14 protein-coding genes are annotated in these 16,033 nt (G+C 67.6%); 3 read left to right on the forward strand and 11 right to left on the reverse strand.

What is annotated here, in order from left to right; all coding sequences use genetic code 11:
* Positions 1-50: 50 nt before the first annotated feature.
* The 4 genes from EZ304_RS20040 to glnA all read right to left on the reverse strand — a co-directional run bounded on the left by EZ304_RS20040 (position 51) and on the right by glnA (position 5,602).
* Positions 51-1,775 (reverse strand): ShlB/FhaC/HecB family hemolysin secretion/activation protein, encoded by a 1,725-nt coding sequence (locus EZ304_RS20040; protein ID WP_142807960.1) that lies wholly within the window; start codon positions 1,773-1,775, stop codon positions 51-53.
* Positions 1,776-2,079: 304 nt separating this feature from the next.
* Positions 2,080-3,510: an ammonium transporter gene (locus tag EZ304_RS20045; RefSeq protein ID WP_099551610.1), complete on the reverse strand. Its 1,431-nt coding sequence runs from the start codon at positions 3,508-3,510 to the stop codon at positions 2,080-2,082.
* Positions 3,511-3,531: 21 nt separating this feature from the next.
* Entirely contained in the window at positions 3,532-3,870 is a 339-nt protein-coding gene (locus EZ304_RS20050; RefSeq protein WP_004134334.1) for a P-II family nitrogen regulator, read from the reverse strand.
* Between the two features lie 322 nt (positions 3,871-4,192).
* Positions 4,193-5,602 carry a type I glutamate--ammonia ligase gene (glnA, locus tag EZ304_RS20055; protein ID WP_004153533.1) on the reverse strand — a complete coding sequence of 470 codons (1,410 nt, stop codon included), beginning with the start codon at positions 5,600-5,602 and terminating at the stop codon, positions 4,193-4,195.
* Between the two features lie 224 nt (positions 5,603-5,826).
* Between glnA and EZ304_RS20060 the strand changes: the two genes are divergently transcribed.
* The 3 genes from EZ304_RS20060 to EZ304_RS20070 all read left to right on the forward strand — a co-directional run bounded on the left by EZ304_RS20060 (position 5,827) and on the right by EZ304_RS20070 (position 8,132).
* Positions 5,827-6,621, forward strand: coding sequence for an undecaprenyl-diphosphate phosphatase (locus tag EZ304_RS20060; RefSeq protein WP_099551611.1), 795 nt, complete (start codon positions 5,827-5,829; stop codon positions 6,619-6,621).
* 73 nt (positions 6,622-6,694) lie between these two features.
* On the forward strand, positions 6,695-7,522 hold the full coding sequence (locus EZ304_RS20065; protein WP_142807961.1) for an META and DUF4377 domain-containing protein: 828 nt from the start codon (positions 6,695-6,697) through the stop codon (positions 7,520-7,522).
* A 142-nt stretch (positions 7,523-7,664) separates the two neighbouring features.
* Positions 7,665-8,132 (forward strand): META domain-containing protein, encoded by a 468-nt coding sequence (locus tag EZ304_RS20070; protein ID WP_142807962.1) that lies wholly within the window; start codon positions 7,665-7,667, stop codon positions 8,130-8,132.
* Between the two features lie 85 nt (positions 8,133-8,217).
* Here EZ304_RS20070 and EZ304_RS20075 read toward each other — a convergent pair whose 3' ends face one another.
* The 7 genes from EZ304_RS20075 to EZ304_RS20105 all read right to left on the reverse strand — a co-directional run bounded on the left by EZ304_RS20075 (position 8,218) and on the right by EZ304_RS20105 (position 16,029).
* Positions 8,218-8,829 carry a YbhB/YbcL family Raf kinase inhibitor-like protein gene (locus EZ304_RS20075; protein WP_099552518.1) on the reverse strand — a complete coding sequence of 204 codons (612 nt, stop codon included), beginning with the start codon at positions 8,827-8,829 and terminating at the stop codon, positions 8,218-8,220.
* 10 nt (positions 8,830-8,839) lie between these two features.
* Positions 8,840-10,909 (reverse strand): tetratricopeptide repeat protein, encoded by a 2,070-nt coding sequence (locus EZ304_RS20080; RefSeq protein ID WP_099552519.1) that lies wholly within the window; start codon positions 10,907-10,909, stop codon positions 8,840-8,842.
* Positions 10,910-10,965: 56 nt separating this feature from the next.
* Positions 10,966-11,955 (reverse strand): YheT family hydrolase, encoded by a 990-nt coding sequence (locus tag EZ304_RS20085; protein ID WP_185959259.1) that lies wholly within the window; start codon positions 11,953-11,955, stop codon positions 10,966-10,968.
* A 52-nt stretch (positions 11,956-12,007) separates the two neighbouring features.
* Positions 12,008-12,799: a lysophospholipid acyltransferase family protein gene (locus EZ304_RS20090; RefSeq protein WP_142807964.1), complete on the reverse strand. Its 792-nt coding sequence runs from the start codon at positions 12,797-12,799 to the stop codon at positions 12,008-12,010.
* Positions 12,800-12,918: 119 nt separating this feature from the next.
* Positions 12,919-13,353: a hotdog fold thioesterase gene (locus EZ304_RS20095; RefSeq protein WP_099552522.1), complete on the reverse strand. Its 435-nt coding sequence runs from the start codon at positions 13,351-13,353 to the stop codon at positions 12,919-12,921.
* Between the two features lie 10 nt (positions 13,354-13,363).
* Positions 13,364-15,415 (reverse strand): phospholipase D family protein, encoded by a 2,052-nt coding sequence (locus tag EZ304_RS20100; protein ID WP_099552523.1) that lies wholly within the window; start codon positions 15,413-15,415, stop codon positions 13,364-13,366.
* On the reverse strand, positions 15,412-16,029 hold the full coding sequence (locus EZ304_RS20105) for a YceI family protein (protein ID WP_099552524.1): 618 nt from the start codon (positions 16,027-16,029) through the stop codon (positions 15,412-15,414). Before EZ304_RS20105 ends, EZ304_RS20100 begins: the two co-directional genes overlap by 4 nt.
* Positions 16,030-16,033: the final 4 nt, after the last annotated feature.

A 16,033-nucleotide genomic window follows, 5' to 3' on the forward strand; every position in this document is an offset into this window, starting at 1 on the left:
GCATCGTGTTGGCCGCGCTGCAGGCAGCGCAGGCCGGCCATGCGCAGGCGTCAGAACGAGACGCCCATGTTCATTCCGAACGTGGTGTAGGCGGTCTGGAAGCCGCGCGGCCTGGACAACGGACTGCCGACGAAGGCATCCCAGTTGATGTGGCGGGTGCCGCCGCGAAGGCCGAGCGCGGTACCGGTGAGCCGGTCGCCGAGCAACCGGGCCGTGGACGGGCCGCCGACGCGGCCGTGATCGACCGCGACGTAGGCCTCCACGCCACTGCCCAGGGGTACGCCCACTTCATTGCGCAGCAGCCAGCCGCGCTCGCCGGTCAGCGACATTTCGCCATCGAAGCCACGCACGGTGTAGCGGCCACCGATCGAGAACCGATCCTGCGGTACCAGCGGTGAGCGGTTCCACTGCGCACGCCAGCTGCCGGTGTAGCGCAGGCTCTGGCGGCCCCACTGCATCGGCACGACCAGCTGCGCATCGGCGGTGTAGATGCGGCCATGCGCCGTGCCTTCGCCAAAGGCCTCTTCTGGTGCGCGCAGCGCGTTGAAGGCACCGGTGCCCTTGCGGTACGCCAGGTTCACATCCAGCGTCGCCTTGCCGATGAAGTGCCGGTGGCCCAGGCCCAGTTCCCAGCCCGCCATGCGGCGGCGCTGCACTTCGATCTCGGTATCGTTGATGAAGTTGTCCGATTCGCGGTACCAGCCGCGCGCGTACATGCTGGTCTTGGCGCGCGCGTTGCGGAACAGCATGCGCGTCAGGCGCAGCTCGGCGTTGCGGCTGGAGCCACTGTAGACGTAGTTCTCGAATGCGCCGGCAACGGTCTGCTCATAGTCGAAGTTGCTGGCGTTGGCGCCCAGCAGCCATCCGCCCAGCGGCACGCTGTAATGCACTGCCCAGCTGTCGGTGCCACGCTCGCTGCCGTTGAACACCGATTTGCCCACGTTGATGTAGAACAGATCGCTGAGGCCGGCCGCGTTGTCCACCGACACCGTGGTGCCGGCCTGCATCTTGCCGGTGGACTGGCTGCCGGCATCGTCCAGGGTCAGGTTGACCCGTACCAGGCGCGCCTGCTGCCAGCTGATCACCAGATCGCTCTCGCCCGGCTTGGCCGCCGCGCCATCGGCCGGGGGCGCGATCTGGATGTCCACCTGCGCGGTCGGCACGCGCTGCAGGTTTTCCAGCGCCTGTTCGATGTCACGCAGGTTCAGTACTTCGCCGCGTGCCACCCGCACCGCATTCCAGAGGGCGGGGGTGCGGCCTGCGCCGTCGGCAAAGCGGATGGCATTGACGCGGCCCGGCACGACCGTGAGCGTCAGGATGCCGGTCTTCAGGTCCTGCGGTGCGGCCAGGATGCGGGTGGTGACGTAGCCGCGCTCGATGATCGCGTTCTGCACGCGCTTCATCACGATGTCCACGCCGGCGGTACCCAGGCAGCGCCCGGTGGCGGGGTCGCTGCGCGGATCGGCGGCCGCCAGCGCCCAGCGGAAGCGGTCCGCTAGATCCCCCTGCAGCGCGATGGTGTTGATGGTGAAGCAGGGGGACTCTTCCACCGGCAGGTGGCCGAGGTCTTCGGTAGCCGGCTGCAGGCGGACATCCGGCGTGGACTCCTGCTGCTCACGCAGCGCGCGCTCGCGCTCCTGCTGCCGGAGCAGTTCCTGCTCCGGTGACACCGTCTGTGCCCATGCCGGCGCCTGGAGGCCAGTGATGGCCAATGCCACGCCCACGGACAACCGCCACTGCAACACCCGGCTGCGTACTTTACGTCCTTGTTCCACGATGCTTTTCCCTGCTGATGACTGCCAGACCGACGAAGATGCGGCTGGAAGAGGCAGCACTGTAAGGGAATCGTGTGGCAGGAAAAAGCGCCAGAGAACCGCGCTGGCGCAAGCCTTCAAGGCAAAGTGTGATGTCCGACGGAGGGCATTCCGCCAGCGGGCAGCGCCCTGGATCTACACTGGAACCAGCAGAGCACCGCCAGTGCGTCGACTGATGCCGGTGGCACAAGGAAAACCTGTACCTGACGCCCGCCACTGCGTGCAGCGCAGCAGTGGCGGGGCGCCCTTGAAACCGTGAAACCGGTCAGGCCTCGTAAGCCGATTCACCATGCGAGGTGACATCCAGACCGGTGCGTTCGGCTTCCTCGGTCACGCGCAGGCCGACCACGCTGCGCACCACCAGCAGGATCAGCGTGGTCACCACCGCCGACCACACCACGGTGAGGCCGACGCTGACCACCTGCACCCACACCTGGTGGGCGATATCCAGACCGGCCTTGGTACCACCCAGCGACTGTGCACTGAACACACCGGTGAGAATCGCGCCGACGATGCCGCCGACACCATGCACACCGAACACGTCGGCAGTGTCGTCCACCTTCAGCAGGCGCTTGAGGCCGGTCACGCCCCAGACGCAGACCACGCCGGCGACGAAGCCGATGATGATCGCGCCGAGTGGGCCGACGGTGCCGCAGGCCGGGGTGATGCCGACCAGGCCGGCCACCGCGCCCGAGGCCGCGCCCAGTGCCGACGGCTTGCCCTTGCTGATTGCTTCCACCAGCGTCCAGCCGAGTACGGCCGCGGCAGTGGCCAGCACGGTGTTGAGGAAGGCCAGCGAGGCCACGGTATCGGCCGCCGCCGCCGAGCCGGCGTTGAAGCCGAACCAGCCCACCCACAGCAGCATTGCGCCGATATAGGTAAACGGCACGTTGTGCGGCTTCAGCGCGGTCTGGCCATAGCCCAGGCGCTTGCCGACGAACCACGCGGCAACCAGGCCTGCAACGCCTGCGTTGATGTGCACCACGGTACCGCCGGCGAAGTCGATGGCACCCAGCTCACCCAGGTAGCCGCCACCCCAGACGATGTGCGCCATCGGGATGTAGCTGAGGGTGAACCACAGCGCCGAGAACAGCAGCACCGCGCGGAACTTGATGCGTTCGGCGAAAGCACCAACGATCAGCGCGGTGGTGATGCCGGCAAAGGTCGACTGGAAGGCGACGAACAGATAGTCCGGCAGTCCCTTGATCGGCGTGTTGCCCACCGACTCGGGGGTGAAGCCCTTGAGGAAGGCGAACTCGGTGAACGAGCCGAAGAACGGGTTGCCTGCACTGAACACCGCGCTGTAGCCGTAGGCCACCCACAGCAGCAGCACCAGCGAGAACACCACCAGGATCTGGCTGAGCACCGACAGCACGTTCTTCGAGCGCACCAGCCCGCCGTAGAACAGGGCCAGGCCCGGCACCACCATCAACAGCACCAGCAGGGTGGAGGTGAGCATCCAGGCCACGTCGCCATGATCATAGGCGGCGGCCGCTTCGGCCACGGCCGGTGCAGCAGCTGCAGCTGCAGGGTCCTGCAGCGGTTCAACGGCCACGCTTTCGCTCGGCAGTGGCGACACCTGCGCCTGGGCGTGGGCATTGCCCGGCCAGGCACCGGCAGCCAGCGCGCTGAGCAGCATCAACAGGCACACGATATGGAACCGGGCTTGCCACCCGGTGAGAAGGCGCATCTTCATGGGGGAGTCTCCGGAAGGGGGTTACAGCGCGTCGGCACCGATTTCGCCGGTACGGATGCGGATGACCTGTTCGACGGCGGTGACGAAGATCTTGCCGTCACCGATCTTGCCGGTGCCTGCCGACGATTGGATCGCTTCGATCACCGCATCGGCACGCTCGTCGGTGACCACGGTTTCGATCTTGATCTTGGGCAGGAAGTCGACGACGTACTCGGCGCCGCGATACAGCTCGGTGTGGCCCTTCTGGCGGCCGAAGCCTTTCACTTCGGTCACGGTGATGCCCGACACGCCCGCGTCGGACAGGGCCTCGCGGACCTCGTCGAGCTTGAACGGCCGGATGATGGCGGAGATCAGTTTCATGCGCATGTCCCGAGGGTGGATGGGGCCAGCGCGCCAGCGCGCGTTGGCATCAGGCAACCAGCGGCCATCACGGTGATGGCCGTGGCAGTTGCACCGGACACGTACAGGGCCGGGACGGCCGTGCCTCTCTCCTTGCACGACCGACGCGGGAGGGAGGGCGGCCCTGGTCGCGTATCCGGTCTTTCTCTTGCCCCTGGATCAGGGGTCAGAGCCCATTCGTAGACGAACGGGACCGACCCCGATCTGACCGCGGCTCCCCAGCCGCGAAAACGGAAGCGATGGCGGCGGGTGGGAGGGGGAAGCCCACCGCCATCGCATCCGGTCAGCTCGCGTAGTACAGCTGGTACTCCAGCGGGTGGGTGGCCGCGCGGAACTTGGTCACTTCCTGCATCTTCAGCGCGATGTAGCCGTCGATGAAGTCATCGCTCATCACGCCGCCGGCCTTCAGGAACTCGCGGTCCTTGTCCAGCGCTTCCAGGGCCTGGTCCAGCGAGGAGCAGACCTGCGGGATCAGCTTCTCTTCTTCCGGCGGCAGGTCGTACAGGTCCTTGTCGCTCGGTGCGCCCGGGTCGATCTGGTTCTTGATGCCGTCCAGGCCGGCCATCATCAGCGCGGTGAAGGTCAGGTAGCCGGACTGGATCGGGTCCGGGAAGCGCATTTCAATGCGGCGTGCCTTCGGGTTGGACACCCACGGAATGCGGCACGAGGCCGAGCGGTTGCGGGCCGAATAGGCCAGCATCACCGGCGCTTCGTAGCCCGGCACCAGGCGCTTGTAGCTGTTGGTGCCCGAGTTGGCGAAGGCATTGATGGCCTTGGCATGCTTGAAGATGCCGCCGATGTACCACAGCGCCAGCTGGCTCAGGCCGCCGTAGCCGTCACCGGAGAACAGGTTGGTGCCGCCCTTGGACAGCGACTGGTGCACGTGCATGCCGCTGCCGTTGTCGCCGACGATCGGCTTGGGCATGAAGGTGACAGTCTTGCCGTTGCGGTGCGCGACGTTCTTGATCACGTACTTCATGCGCAGCAGTTCGTCGGCCTTCTGCACCAGGGTGCTGAACTTGGTGCCGATCTCGCACTGGCCGGCGGTGGCCACTTCATGATGCTGCACTTCCACTTCGATGCCGACCTGTTCCAGGGTCTTGCACATCTCGGCGCGCAGGTCGTGCAGGGTGTCGGTCGGCGGGACGGGGAAGTAGCCGCCCTTCACGCCCGGACGGTAACCGCTGTTGGCGCCGTCGTACTTGGCGCCGCTGTTCCACGCCGCTTCTTCCGAGTCGACCTGGAAGAAGGTGTGGCCCATTTCATTGGCGAAGCGGACCGAGTCGAAGATGAAGAATTCCGGCTCCGGGCCGAAGAACGCGGTTTCGGCGATGCCGGAGGACTTCAGGTAGGCCTCGGCACGCTTGGCGATGCCGCGCGGGCAGCGGCCGTACGGCTGCATGGTGGCCGGATCGAGGATGTCGCAGCTGATCACGATGGTCGGATCGGCGTAGAACGGGTCGACGTAGGCGCTGGCGGTATCCGGCAGCAGCACCATGTCCGATTCGGCGATGCCCTTCCAGCCGGCGATCGAGCTGCCATCGAACATCTTGCCTTCTTCGAACAACGACGGCTCGACGATGCTGACCGGGAAGGTCACATGCTGCTCGACGCCACGCATGTCGACAAAGCGCAGGTCGACGAACTCGATCTGGTTGTCCTTGATCAGCTTCTCAACGTTTTCCACGGACATCGGTACGACCTCGGATGGGGATGAATGCCTGCTGAGGTACAGCAACGACCGTGCCAACTTTTCGCTGGCCGCAAGTCATTGATTTCAAAAAGGGCGCTCCGTGGCGGTGCAGAACGGCGCGCACCAAACGGGTGCACCCGGCACCAGACGCACCCGTTTGGTGCAGCAGGGATCGTCTATCCTCTCGACCTTCTTCCTTCCTGCCGCGCGTGCCCGCACCGTCCATGTCCGACCTGCTCTCCGCCCTGCTGCTGGGCATCCTCGAAGGCTTGACCGAATTCCTGCCGATCTCCAGCACCGGCCACCTGCTCATCGCCCAGCACTGGCTGGGCGCCCGTTCGGACTTCTTCAACATCGTCATCCAGGCCGGTGCGATCGTGGCGGTGGTGCTGGTGTTCCGCCAGCGCCTGCTGCAGCTGGCCACCGGCTTCAACCAGCGTGAGAACCGCGAGTACGTGTTCAAGCTGGGCGCCGCCTTCCTGGTCACTGCCGTGGTCGGCCTGGTGGTGCGCAAGGCCGGCTGGTCGCTGCCGGAGACGGTCAGCCCGGTGGCCTGGGCGCTGATCATCGGTGGCGTCTGGATGCTGCTGGTGGAGGCCTATACCGCGCGCCTGCCCGACCGCGACCAGGTGACCTGGACGGTGGCGATCGGCGTCGGCCTGGCGCAGGTGGTGGCCGGTGTGTTCCCCGGCACCTCGCGCTCGGCCTCGGCGATCTTCCTGGCCATGCTGCTGGGCCTGAGCCGCCGCGCGGCCGCCGCCGAGTTCGTGTTCCTGGTCGGCATTCCCACCATGTTCGCCGCCAGCGCCTACACCTTCCTGGAGATGGCCAGGGCCGGGCAGCTGGGCAGCGAAGACTGGACCGACGTGGGCGTGGCCTTCCTTGCCGCGGCCGTCACCGGCTTCGTCGTAGTGAAGTGGCTGATGGGCTACATCAAGTCGCACAGGTTCACGGCCTTCGCCATCTACCGCATCGCGCTGGGCGCAGCACTGCTGCTGTGGTTGCCGTCCGGCAGCTGAACAGCGCCGGGGCACGGTAACCCCGTTGCCGGCCCCACCCCGTTTCCCCCACGGTTCCCCAAGGAGAATCACCATGAACCGCAAGCTCACCCTGCTCCTCCCGCTGGCCCTGATGGCCGCCTGCAGCCAGACCCCGGCCCCGGCCGGCACCGGTGGCGACGACGTGGCCCCGGCCGCGGCCAAGGCAGCAGACCAGCAGACGCTGGCGCACCTGGACGCGCAGCGCCTGCAGAGCCAGCACTGGCTGCTGCAGCAGGCCACCGCCGCCGACGGCAAGCGCATCGACGCGCTGTTCGCCCGCGAAGACAAGCCGGTCACCCTGGACTTCGCTGATGGCCGCCTGTCGGTCAGCAACGCCTGCAACCACATGGGTGGCGGCTACACCCTGGCCGACGGCAAGCTGACGGTCAGTGCGATGGCCTCGACCATGATGGCCTGCACCGACAAGGCGCTGATGGCGCTGGACGAGGCCGTGTCGAGCCGCCTGCAGGGCGAGCTGAAGGCCGAGCAGGACGCCGACGGCAAGCTGACCTTGACCAACGCCGAGGGCGACAAGCTGGTCTTCAACCCGGAACCGACCGCTGAAACCCGCTACGGCGGCGCCGGCGAAACCGTGTTCCTGGAAGTGGCCGCCAAAACCGAGAAGTGCTCGCACCCGCTGATCCCGGACTACCAGTGCCTGCAGGTGCGTGAGGTGAAGTTCGACGACAAGGGCCTGAAGCAGGGTGAGCCGGGCAAGTTCGAGAACTTCTACGGCAACATCGAGGGCTACACCCACGAAGACGGCGTGCGCAACGTGGTGCGCGTGAAGCGCTACGAGGTGAAGAACCCGCCGGCCGATGCGCCGTCGCAGGCGTACGTGCTGGACATGGTGGTCGAGTCGGCCATCGAGAAGAAATAAAACGATGGAAGGGCGGCCGAGAGGCCGCCCTTCTTCATGGTCGGTAGAGCCGGCCGCTGGCCGGCTGCCCTGCGGGGCACCGCCAACACACGGATGTTGCCGGCCAGCGGCCGGCACTACCCGGATGCATCGGGAGATTGGCATGAAGCACGTCCCCGTCCTCATCATTGCTGCGCTGCTGGCCATGTCCGCGGATGTGGCCGCTGCCAGCACGCCCGGTACCGATCGGCTCGAAACACGCCTGTGGCAACTGGCGCGCGCCACAGATGCGCAGGGCCGGCGCATCGATGCCTTGTTCGTCCGCGGCCACGCGCCCTATACGCTGCGCTTCCAGCCCGGTTACATGAGCGAATTGAACCTCTGCAACCACGTCAGCAACGAGTACCGGCTGCAGGGCAACCTGCTGATCCTGCGCAACGGCGTGCAGACCACGGCCCAGTGCATCGATCAGGGCATGACCATGCAGCAGGAACGCGCGGGAATGCTGATGCGCGGTGGACATTCGGCGCCGACGCTTGCGTTGGATGACCACGGCGTGCTGGTGCTGCGCAATGCGCAGGGCGACATCGCGGTGTTCGAACCGGTGGCGCTGCAAGCGGATGGAAGGTAGAGCCGGCCGCTGGCCGGCATCTTCCCTGTGTTGCCGCCATTGCCTGCAGCAGCCGGCCAGCGGCCGGCTCTACCCGGTGTGCTGCTCAGCCCAGCGCCGGGTTCAACGTGTAGGTGCCGTGCAGTGCGGCTTCGGCCAGCACGTGGCCGTGCATGGCGCGGTACGCATCGGCGGCGGTGAAGCGCTGCGGCAGGTCCAGTGACGCCACGTCCAGCGCGAATACCCGGAAGAAATAGCGGTGCATGCGCTCGTCGTTGAACGGCGGATACGGGCCGTCATAGCCCAGGTAATCACCGGCCATGTCCGGGTTGCCCGCGAACCAGCCGGTGAAGTCGTTCAGACCCTGGCGGCTGCCGGCCGGGCCGGCGGGTGCGGGCTTGCCCTTCACCACGAAGCCGTCGCTGCAGCTGCCAGCGGCGATCTCCTGCACCGTGGCCGGGATATCGGCCATCACCCAATGCACGAAATCGCAGCGCGGCTGGTCGCGCGGCACGCTCATGTCGCTGCGGCCAACCGTCTCCGGCACGGTCGGTACGTCCGGGTCCACGCACACCAGCAGGAACGAACGGGTGCCGGCCGGCGCCCCGCTCCAGGCCAGGTGCGGGTTGCGGTCCGGGGCGAAACCGCTTGCGTCGCCCGCGGCGAACTCACGATCAATCGGTGCGCCGTTGGTCAGGCTGTGGCTGGTCAACTGCATCGGACTCTCCTCACTCTTCCGGGTAACCCAGGCGCACCGCAACCGGGGTGAGCTGGGCGAAGGCGGCGCTCATCACGTCGCGGTAGTTGCGCCAATGACCGGCAGGCAGGCGCGGGGCTCCCAGCTGTGCCGCCGGCGGCATCGGCCGCTCGAACAGGCGACCCAGCAGTTCGGCCATCGCCTGCGGATCATTGCCGATCTGGTCGATGCGCAGCAGCACGTGCGGGTACAGGTCGTCCTCATGCAGCGTGGCGATCTGGTTCAGCGCGCGGGTCAGCCATTCACTGGCTTCGGCCAACGACGTCATCGCCAGCGGCGCGGCGGCACCGTAGGCCACCCAGTCCAGCAGCATGTCGCGCGGGTCGCGCAGCACCAGCACCAGGCGGCCCTGTGGCAGCTGCGGGCGCAGCGCCCACAGCAGCGCGTTATCCCACCACAGCAGCCAGTCGATCACGGTGTCGCTCTGCAGGCCACGTGCCGGCAGCTGTTCACGCCAGCGCTGCACCAGCCGCTCCGGCGTCAGCACGCCCGAGGCCAGGTCCTGCAGCGTGTTGTAGTTCTGGAACGCGTCATCGGGCGGCGTGTTGGTGTAGCGGTCGCTGCGCAGCACCGGGCTGGCAGCAGCCAGGCCGGTTGCCACGCGCTCCACGCCCGAACCCGGCGCGCCCCAGAGGAAGATCGGCGCGGAGCTGGCATCGCCGTCGATGCTGCCCTTGTCCGGCCAGCTCGGCGGGGACTTGGCCTGCGGCGGCAGTGGCAAGCGCTGCGACGCCTGGTCGGCCTGCAGCGACAGCCACGTGCGCAGCGCGTCCTGCGGCTGCCCGGCGCGGTCCTGGATCTCGCCCATCCACGTCCGCAGGTCGGCACGATGGTCTTCCGGCGCCAGCTCGATCAGCGCCTGCACGCGGGCCACGGCGGCGGCGGGATCGCGCTGCAGCAGGCCTTCGACCAGGCGGGTCTCGCCGCTGACGCGGCCCGGTTCCAGGCTGACGATGCGTTCGGCGATCGCTTCGGCCTGAGCGTGTTCGCCGACCATGTCATGCAGGCGCAGGCGCGCCTCCAGGGCCGGCAGATGCGCGGGCATCGCCGCCATCCAGCGCTCGACCGCGGTCACGGCGCTTTCGCTGCCCACCTGCTCGATGGCCAGGCGTGCCAGCCACACGTCGTGCAGCTGGTCATTGGCATCCAGTACCGCATCCAGGCGTGCACGTGCTTCATCCTCTCGCCCCAGGCGCTGCCATGACATCAGCAGCAGCTGCAGCACCTGGCGGTCTTCCGGCTGCGTCTCCAGCAGCGGCAGCAGGTAGTCCAGGGCCTGCAGCGGCTGGCCATTGCGCAGCGACAGTTCACCCGCCAGGCGGCGCATCGACGGTACGTCCATCTCTGGCTGCTGCAGCGCCACCTGCATCGCTTCGGCGGCGGCCGGCACGTTGCCCTGGCGCAGTGCCAGCTGCACCACCAGGCCGTGCAGCGAGGACAGCGACGGATTGAGTTCCAGCACGCGGCGGAACGACTGCTCTGCAAACGCCAGCATGTCCTTGCCCAGGTAGGCGAAGCCCAGCGCGTACAGCACGCGGGTATCGTCCGGCAGTGCCTTGCTGGCAGCCGACAGCAGCGCCAGTGCGCGGTCGGCATCACCGCGGCGCAGTGCAACCATGCCGTCGATGGTCAGCAGCTCCGGATGGTCCGGCTCCACGCGCGCGGCCAGGGTCGAGATGCGCTGCGCTTCGTCGAAGTCATTGCGGCCGATCGCCAGGTGCGCCTGCATCAGATAGGCGGAGAACGAGTTCGGATCGAGGCCGGTGGTGCGCACCAGTGCTTCGTCGGCACCCTCGAACTGGCGCAGTGCCAGCAGCAGGCCGGCATGCTGCAGGTGCAGCTGGGCGTCGTCCGGGGCCAGCCGCAGCGCCTGCTGCAGGGCCTCCATCGCCTCCTCGGCGTTGCCCTGCTGCTGCAGCGCAAGCGCCAGCCAGCGGTGGGCGTTGGCCTGGCCGGGTTCGTCATGGGTCCACGCCTGGGCCAGCTGCACGGCCTGGTCGGCCTGGTTCTGGCGCAACGCTTGGATGATCTGGTCTTGCATGGCAGTCCGGTTCAAGTGCAAACCCGCATTGTAGCGGGCTGCGCGCTGCCGCCGGTTCAGGCCCGCAGAACCCGCCGCAGGCGCTGCGCCACCCAGCGCTCGGAGAAACCGTCGCCACGCCAGTTCTCGATGAAACCGCAGTGGCCGCCCCAGCAGGCGGTTTCCAGGTGCGCCTGGCGCGGCAGCTGCCAGTTGTTGAAGGTGGCATATGGGATCACCGGGTCATCCTGCGCCATCAGGATGTCGGCCGGTACCTGCAGGGTCGACAGGCGATCGCCGGCAATCGAGTAGCCGTCGAAATAGGCCTGCAGCGAACCGAAGCTGGTGTGGCGCTCGACCAGCCAGGCGGTCAGCGCGCGGATGTCCAGCTTCAGCACGCGGTCGTCGCAGTCGCTCAGCTCGGGGAACAGGTCGCGCTTGCGGCGCAGCGAACCGGCCCACTTGCGGCGGAAGTACCAGTCGTACATCGCCGGTCCGTTCTCGATGCTTTCCATGGTCAGCGCCGGGTCCAGCACCGGGCACACCGAGGCCACGCGCTGCAGCGGCACGCCGGCGGCCGGTGCACGCAGGGCCAGGCGCAGCACGAAGTTGCCGCCCAGCGAGTAGCCGGCGGCCACCAGCGGCAGCTGCGGCCAGCGCTGGGCGACGTCACCCGCGGCGTGCACCACTTCGTCGATCAGGTTGGAGTGGAAGATGCCGGGGTTGAGGTGATGGGTGTTGCCGTGGTCGCGGAAGTTCAGTCGCACCACGTCGAAGCCCTGTTCCAGCATGCGCGCGGCCGCCATCCGCATGTAGCTGGATTCGGCACTGCCTTCCCAGCCATGCAGCAGCAGCGCGATGCCCTTTGGCTCCCGGCCTTCGACATGGCTGTGCCAGCCCTGCAGGCGAACGCCATCGCCGCCATCCAGGATCAGCTCCTCGCTGACCGCACCGGTGGCGGCCAGCAGCAGCAGGCCACGCTGGAGGCGCATGCGACTGGAGCTGAGCATCGACTGCAGGTGGGGATTGCGCAGCCAGCGCGGTGGCTGGTAGTCAGCCGCATGCAGCGTCGGCGTACCGGCGTCCAGGACAGGTGGCGGGATCAGGGCCACCGCAGCCTCACCCGGTGCTCATGGCCGCCACGATGCGCGCGCGCGAGGTTTCCGCGATGCGCCGACGGCCTTCCAGGTCCTGTGCACCGATCGGTGCCAGGAAGTGCACTTCCGCACGTCGCGCCGGCTCGCCGAGCAGGCGCAGGAAATTGGCGAAGAAGCTTTCGTTCGGGCCGAACGCGACGATGGTCTGCGCGCCGCCCTTCACCCCGTATACCAGTGCCACCGGCTGCACCGGCACGCCGGTCTCGACCGCAGCCTGGAAGATGCGGGCGTGGAACGGGCCCACTTCGTGACCGCCGCGGGTCCGCCCCTCCGGGAACACGCCCACGGCCTTGCCCTCGCGCAGGCGGTCGGCCATCACCTGCATCACGCCACCGAGCGATTCGGTGTTGCCTCGCTGGTGGAAGATGGTCTGGCCGCGCGCGGCAAGCCAACCCACCAGCGGCCAGCTGGCGATCTCGCGCTTGGCGACGAAGCCCATCATGCGCTGGCTGTGCAGGATGCAGATATCGACCCAGCTGACATGGTTGGCCACGAACAGCACGGCACCGGGCAGTGGCGCGCCGATCTGCGTCAGGCGGAAGCCGAAGATCCACATCAGCCCACCCTGCCACCAGTTGACCACCTTGGCGCCGAAGGTCGCCTCGCCCACGCGCAGCTCGCCCCACGGCGGAAGCATGCCGATCAGGATGAGCGGCAGGAACACGATGATGTGGACCAACAGCAGCGGTACGCGGTACAGGTAACGGCACACACGCGCCACGCCGCCACGGGGGGCCGGAGTGGGGGAAGTCATCCGCGCACGATACCGGAGGGCCGTCATCGCTGCCAGCCGATTTAGGCCATAACAGCCATCGACCGGGGCAATCGGCGGGGAACGCTGGGTTCCGCCGCCGTCAACGAGCCCCGCGGAGCTCAGCCGTGGCCGGCAGCCACCACCGCCAGGGTCAGCCGCGAGATGCATACCAGGCGGCCCTGCTCGTCCTCGATGCGGATCTCCCACAGCTGGGTGCTGCGGCCGACGTGCAGCGCGCGGGCGGTGCCGGTGACCGTGCCCGAGCGCACGGCGCGCACGTGGTTGGCGTTGATCTCCAGGCCCACGCAGATCTGCTTGCCGGTATCCACGCACAGGTTGCCGGCGCTGCTGCCCAGGGTCTCGGCCAGCACCACCGAGGCACCACCATGCAGGATGCCGTAGGGCTGGCGGGTGCGCTCATCCACCGGCATGGTGGCCTGCAGCCAGTCCTCGCCGGCGGCGCTGAAGACGATGCCCAGGGATTCAATCGCCGTGTCGCGGCTGAGCGCGTTGAGCTGCTCGATGGAAACGGCTTCGCGGAACACCTGGGTCATGCGGGTACCTTCAGAGGATGGGAACGAGACCGGCGCCGAATGCTGTCAGCATGCGCACCAGCAGCCACTTCGGGCCGACGTTGACTTCGGGGAAGTCGCCGACGGCGACGTAGCAGCGATGGAAATCAGGATCCTGCCGTGGCAGCGGCCGCGGGCACTCGGGGCCGGGCTTGAACTCGTAGTCGGTGGCGTAGCGCCACGGCCAGAAATCAAGGATGGGCAGCGCTTCGGAGGCCTTGCCGACGCTGTAGTTCAGCCCCGACAGCACCGGTGGCTTGGCCCGTGGCGCCACCGTCCAGGAGTTCTGCGGGTGGGTATCACGCAGGATGCTCTGCGCCAGTTCCTCGGCAAAAACAGGGTCATCGATGATCACCGCGCCTTCGGTGTTGTAGTTCTCGCTGCGCGGATCGAAGTTGTGGGTGCCGACCACGCCGATGCGGCGGTCGACCACCAGCGACTTGGCATGCAGGCCCATGCGCGCGCCCTTGCGGGTGACCGGCAACGGCTTGTTGACCGCCTTGCTGCCCAGGAACGACGGCCGCGTCTCGGTGCGCAACAGGCGCGTTTCCACCTCGCTGCCGGCGGCGCGACGGCGTGCGCGTGCGTTGTCGTAGGCACCATCGCTGTGGCGATGGTTCAACGGGCCCTGCTTGCTGCCAGCATCCGAACCACTGCTGCTGCCACTGCGTGCGTTGCTGCCGGCGGCACTGCCGCCGATCAGCGGATTGCGGTCGCCCTCGTCTTCCCCCCCGGGCGCGGCGATCGGGTCCGGCAGCAGGTTGCGGTAGTCGACCGGCGCATCCAGCGGGAACGGCTTGTATTCGAAGATGTTGAAGCCCAGTTCGCGCATGTTGCGCCGCTTGTACTTGTACGACAGCGCATACACGATCGGGTTGTCGGTCGCCGCCAGGCTGTTGCTGGACACCACCACGCGGGGTGGCTGCGGGCGCTTGCGCAGTTCACGGAACAGCTTCTGCGCCGGCTTGGACAACACCAGGTACGGCGTCTGCAGGATCACTTCCTTCTGCGCACTGGCGATCAGCGCATCCAGCTGTGGCTCGGTCACATGCTGGCCGGCCAGCGGGGCATCGGCCTTCTCGCGGCGATGCTTGCGTGGCAGGTCGGCCACGTAGCGCACCGATGCCACCGGTAGCGCGGTATCCACGAAGGAACGGGTGACGAACTCGGTGTCGTTGGCTTCGGCGCTGACCCGCTGTACCCGTTCCGGGCGCCGGAAGGTGGCCGGTGGCAGCGTTGGCACGCCTTCGCGCAGCAGGGTGCGGCCCACGTCGTTGAGGCGCTCGGCCGGCACGCTGCGGTGGGCGCGCCAGAACGCGTCGAAGTTGGCCGCCATCGCACGTGCTTCGGGGCCGGCGATCAGCACATCGCGGTCGCGGAAGTTGTACTCACGGTCCCAGTCGTAATAATCGTCCTGGTAGTTGCGGCCACCGACCACGCCGATCGCATCGTCGATCACCAGCAGCTTGTTGTGCATGCGCTGGTTGAAGCGGCGGAAGCAGCACAGCACGCTGCCGGCATAGTCGAAGTAGTTCAGCCGGGCCTTGCCGAAGGTCGGGTTGTAGACCCGAAGCTGGAAATTCTGGTGGGCACCGGACAGGGCGCCGAGGATCTGCAGGTCGGAGATCGCCGAGAGCTGGTCGATCAGCAGCCGTACCTTCACCCCGCGGCGCGATGCGGCCAGCAGTTCGTCGATGACCAGGCGGGCGCTGTCGTCCTTGTCGAAGATGTAGGTCTGCAGGTCGATGCTGCGGGTGGCACTGCGCAGCAGGTTCAGGCGCGCCACCAGGGCGCCCTCGCCCTCATCGAGCAGGGTGGCGTAGTGGCGCGGTCGTTCCGGGGTGGATTCGGTGAACGCCCGGCCGGCCAGCGCACGCAGCGGCGAGTCCTGTGCACAGCGGTCGGGACGCTGGCAATCCACCACGGTCGAACGTGCCTGCACGGCGATTGCCTCGGCGCGGTCACGCTCGGCATTCGACAGCGATGCACAACCACTGCCCAGCAACACGGTTGCCAGCGCCAGTACACGCAGCAGGAGGTTCACGGTTTCGGCGCCTCGCTCAGGCGCGCACGCAATACGAAAGTCACTCGGTCACTCAAGGCAAGCTGCCAGCTGTCCATGCCGTACCGGCCTCGCTGCACGGTACCGCGGCTGACGACGTCGCAATCATAGCCGGGTCGGGCACACTCCGCCTTCTCGACCTTCAGTGTCTCGGGGTGGCTGATCCCGCGCAGGGTCAGCCGGCCATTGATGTCGCCACCGCTCTCCACGGTTTCCGGCCAGTACGGCAGCGAGTCGAACTCGACCACCGGATGGCGGCCGGCATCGAAGAACTCCTCGCCGCGCATCCAGCCGGTGTAGCGTGATTTGCCGGGAATCTCGACCGAGCGCGTGAACATCTTCAGGTGCACCTGGTGGCGGCCGTCGGAGAGGATCTCGATGCGCCCCTCGAAGTGCGGGAACAGGCCTTCGATACGCTGCCCGAAGCGGGTGCGCACCTCGAAGCCGATCTGCGAACGCTGGGTATCCAGGCGCATGACCCTGTGCGCCTCGGCGACCACCGGTGGCAGGGTGGTCGGCGTGGGCACGGCGGCCCAGGCCGGGCCAAGTGCCAGCAGCGCGGGCAGCAGATAGCGGCTGCGCCGCGCCAGGCTCATCGGA

This window comes from Stenotrophomonas maltophilia (genome assembly GCF_006974125.1).
Lineage (GTDB): Bacteria > Pseudomonadota > Gammaproteobacteria > Xanthomonadales > Xanthomonadaceae > Stenotrophomonas > Stenotrophomonas maltophilia_O.

Coding starts and splice junctions, on each gene's coding strand:
- EZ304_RS20045 (WP_099551610.1), bottom strand. CDS start 3,510: ATGAAGATGCGCCTTCTCACCGGGTGGCAAGCCCGGTTCCATATCGTG.
- EZ304_RS20050 (WP_004134334.1), bottom strand. CDS start 3,870: ATGAAACTGATCTCCGCCATCATCCGGCCGTTCAAGCTCGACGAGGTC.
- glnA (WP_004153533.1), bottom strand. CDS start 5,602: ATGTCCGTGGAAAACGTTGAGAAGCTGATCAAGGACAACCAGATCGAG.
- EZ304_RS20060 (WP_099551611.1), top strand. CDS start 5,827: ATGTCCGACCTGCTCTCCGCCCTGCTGCTGGGCATCCTCGAAGGCTTG.
- EZ304_RS20065 (WP_142807961.1), top strand. CDS start 6,695: ATGAACCGCAAGCTCACCCTGCTCCTCCCGCTGGCCCTGATGGCCGCC.
- EZ304_RS20070 (WP_142807962.1), top strand. CDS start 7,665: ATGAAGCACGTCCCCGTCCTCATCATTGCTGCGCTGCTGGCCATGTCC.
- EZ304_RS20075 (WP_099552518.1), bottom strand. CDS start 8,829: ATGCAGTTGACCAGCCACAGCCTGACCAACGGCGCACCGATTGATCGT.
- EZ304_RS20080 (WP_099552519.1), bottom strand. CDS start 10,909: ATGCAAGACCAGATCATCCAAGCGTTGCGCCAGAACCAGGCCGACCAG.
- EZ304_RS20090 (WP_142807964.1), bottom strand. CDS start 12,799: ATGACTTCCCCCACTCCGGCCCCCCGTGGCGGCGTGGCGCGTGTGTGC.
- EZ304_RS20095 (WP_099552522.1), bottom strand. CDS start 13,353: ATGACCCAGGTGTTCCGCGAAGCCGTTTCCATCGAGCAGCTCAACGCG.
- EZ304_RS20105 (WP_099552524.1), bottom strand. CDS start 16,029: ATGAGCCTGGCGCGGCGCAGCCGCTATCTGCTGCCCGCGCTGCTGGCA.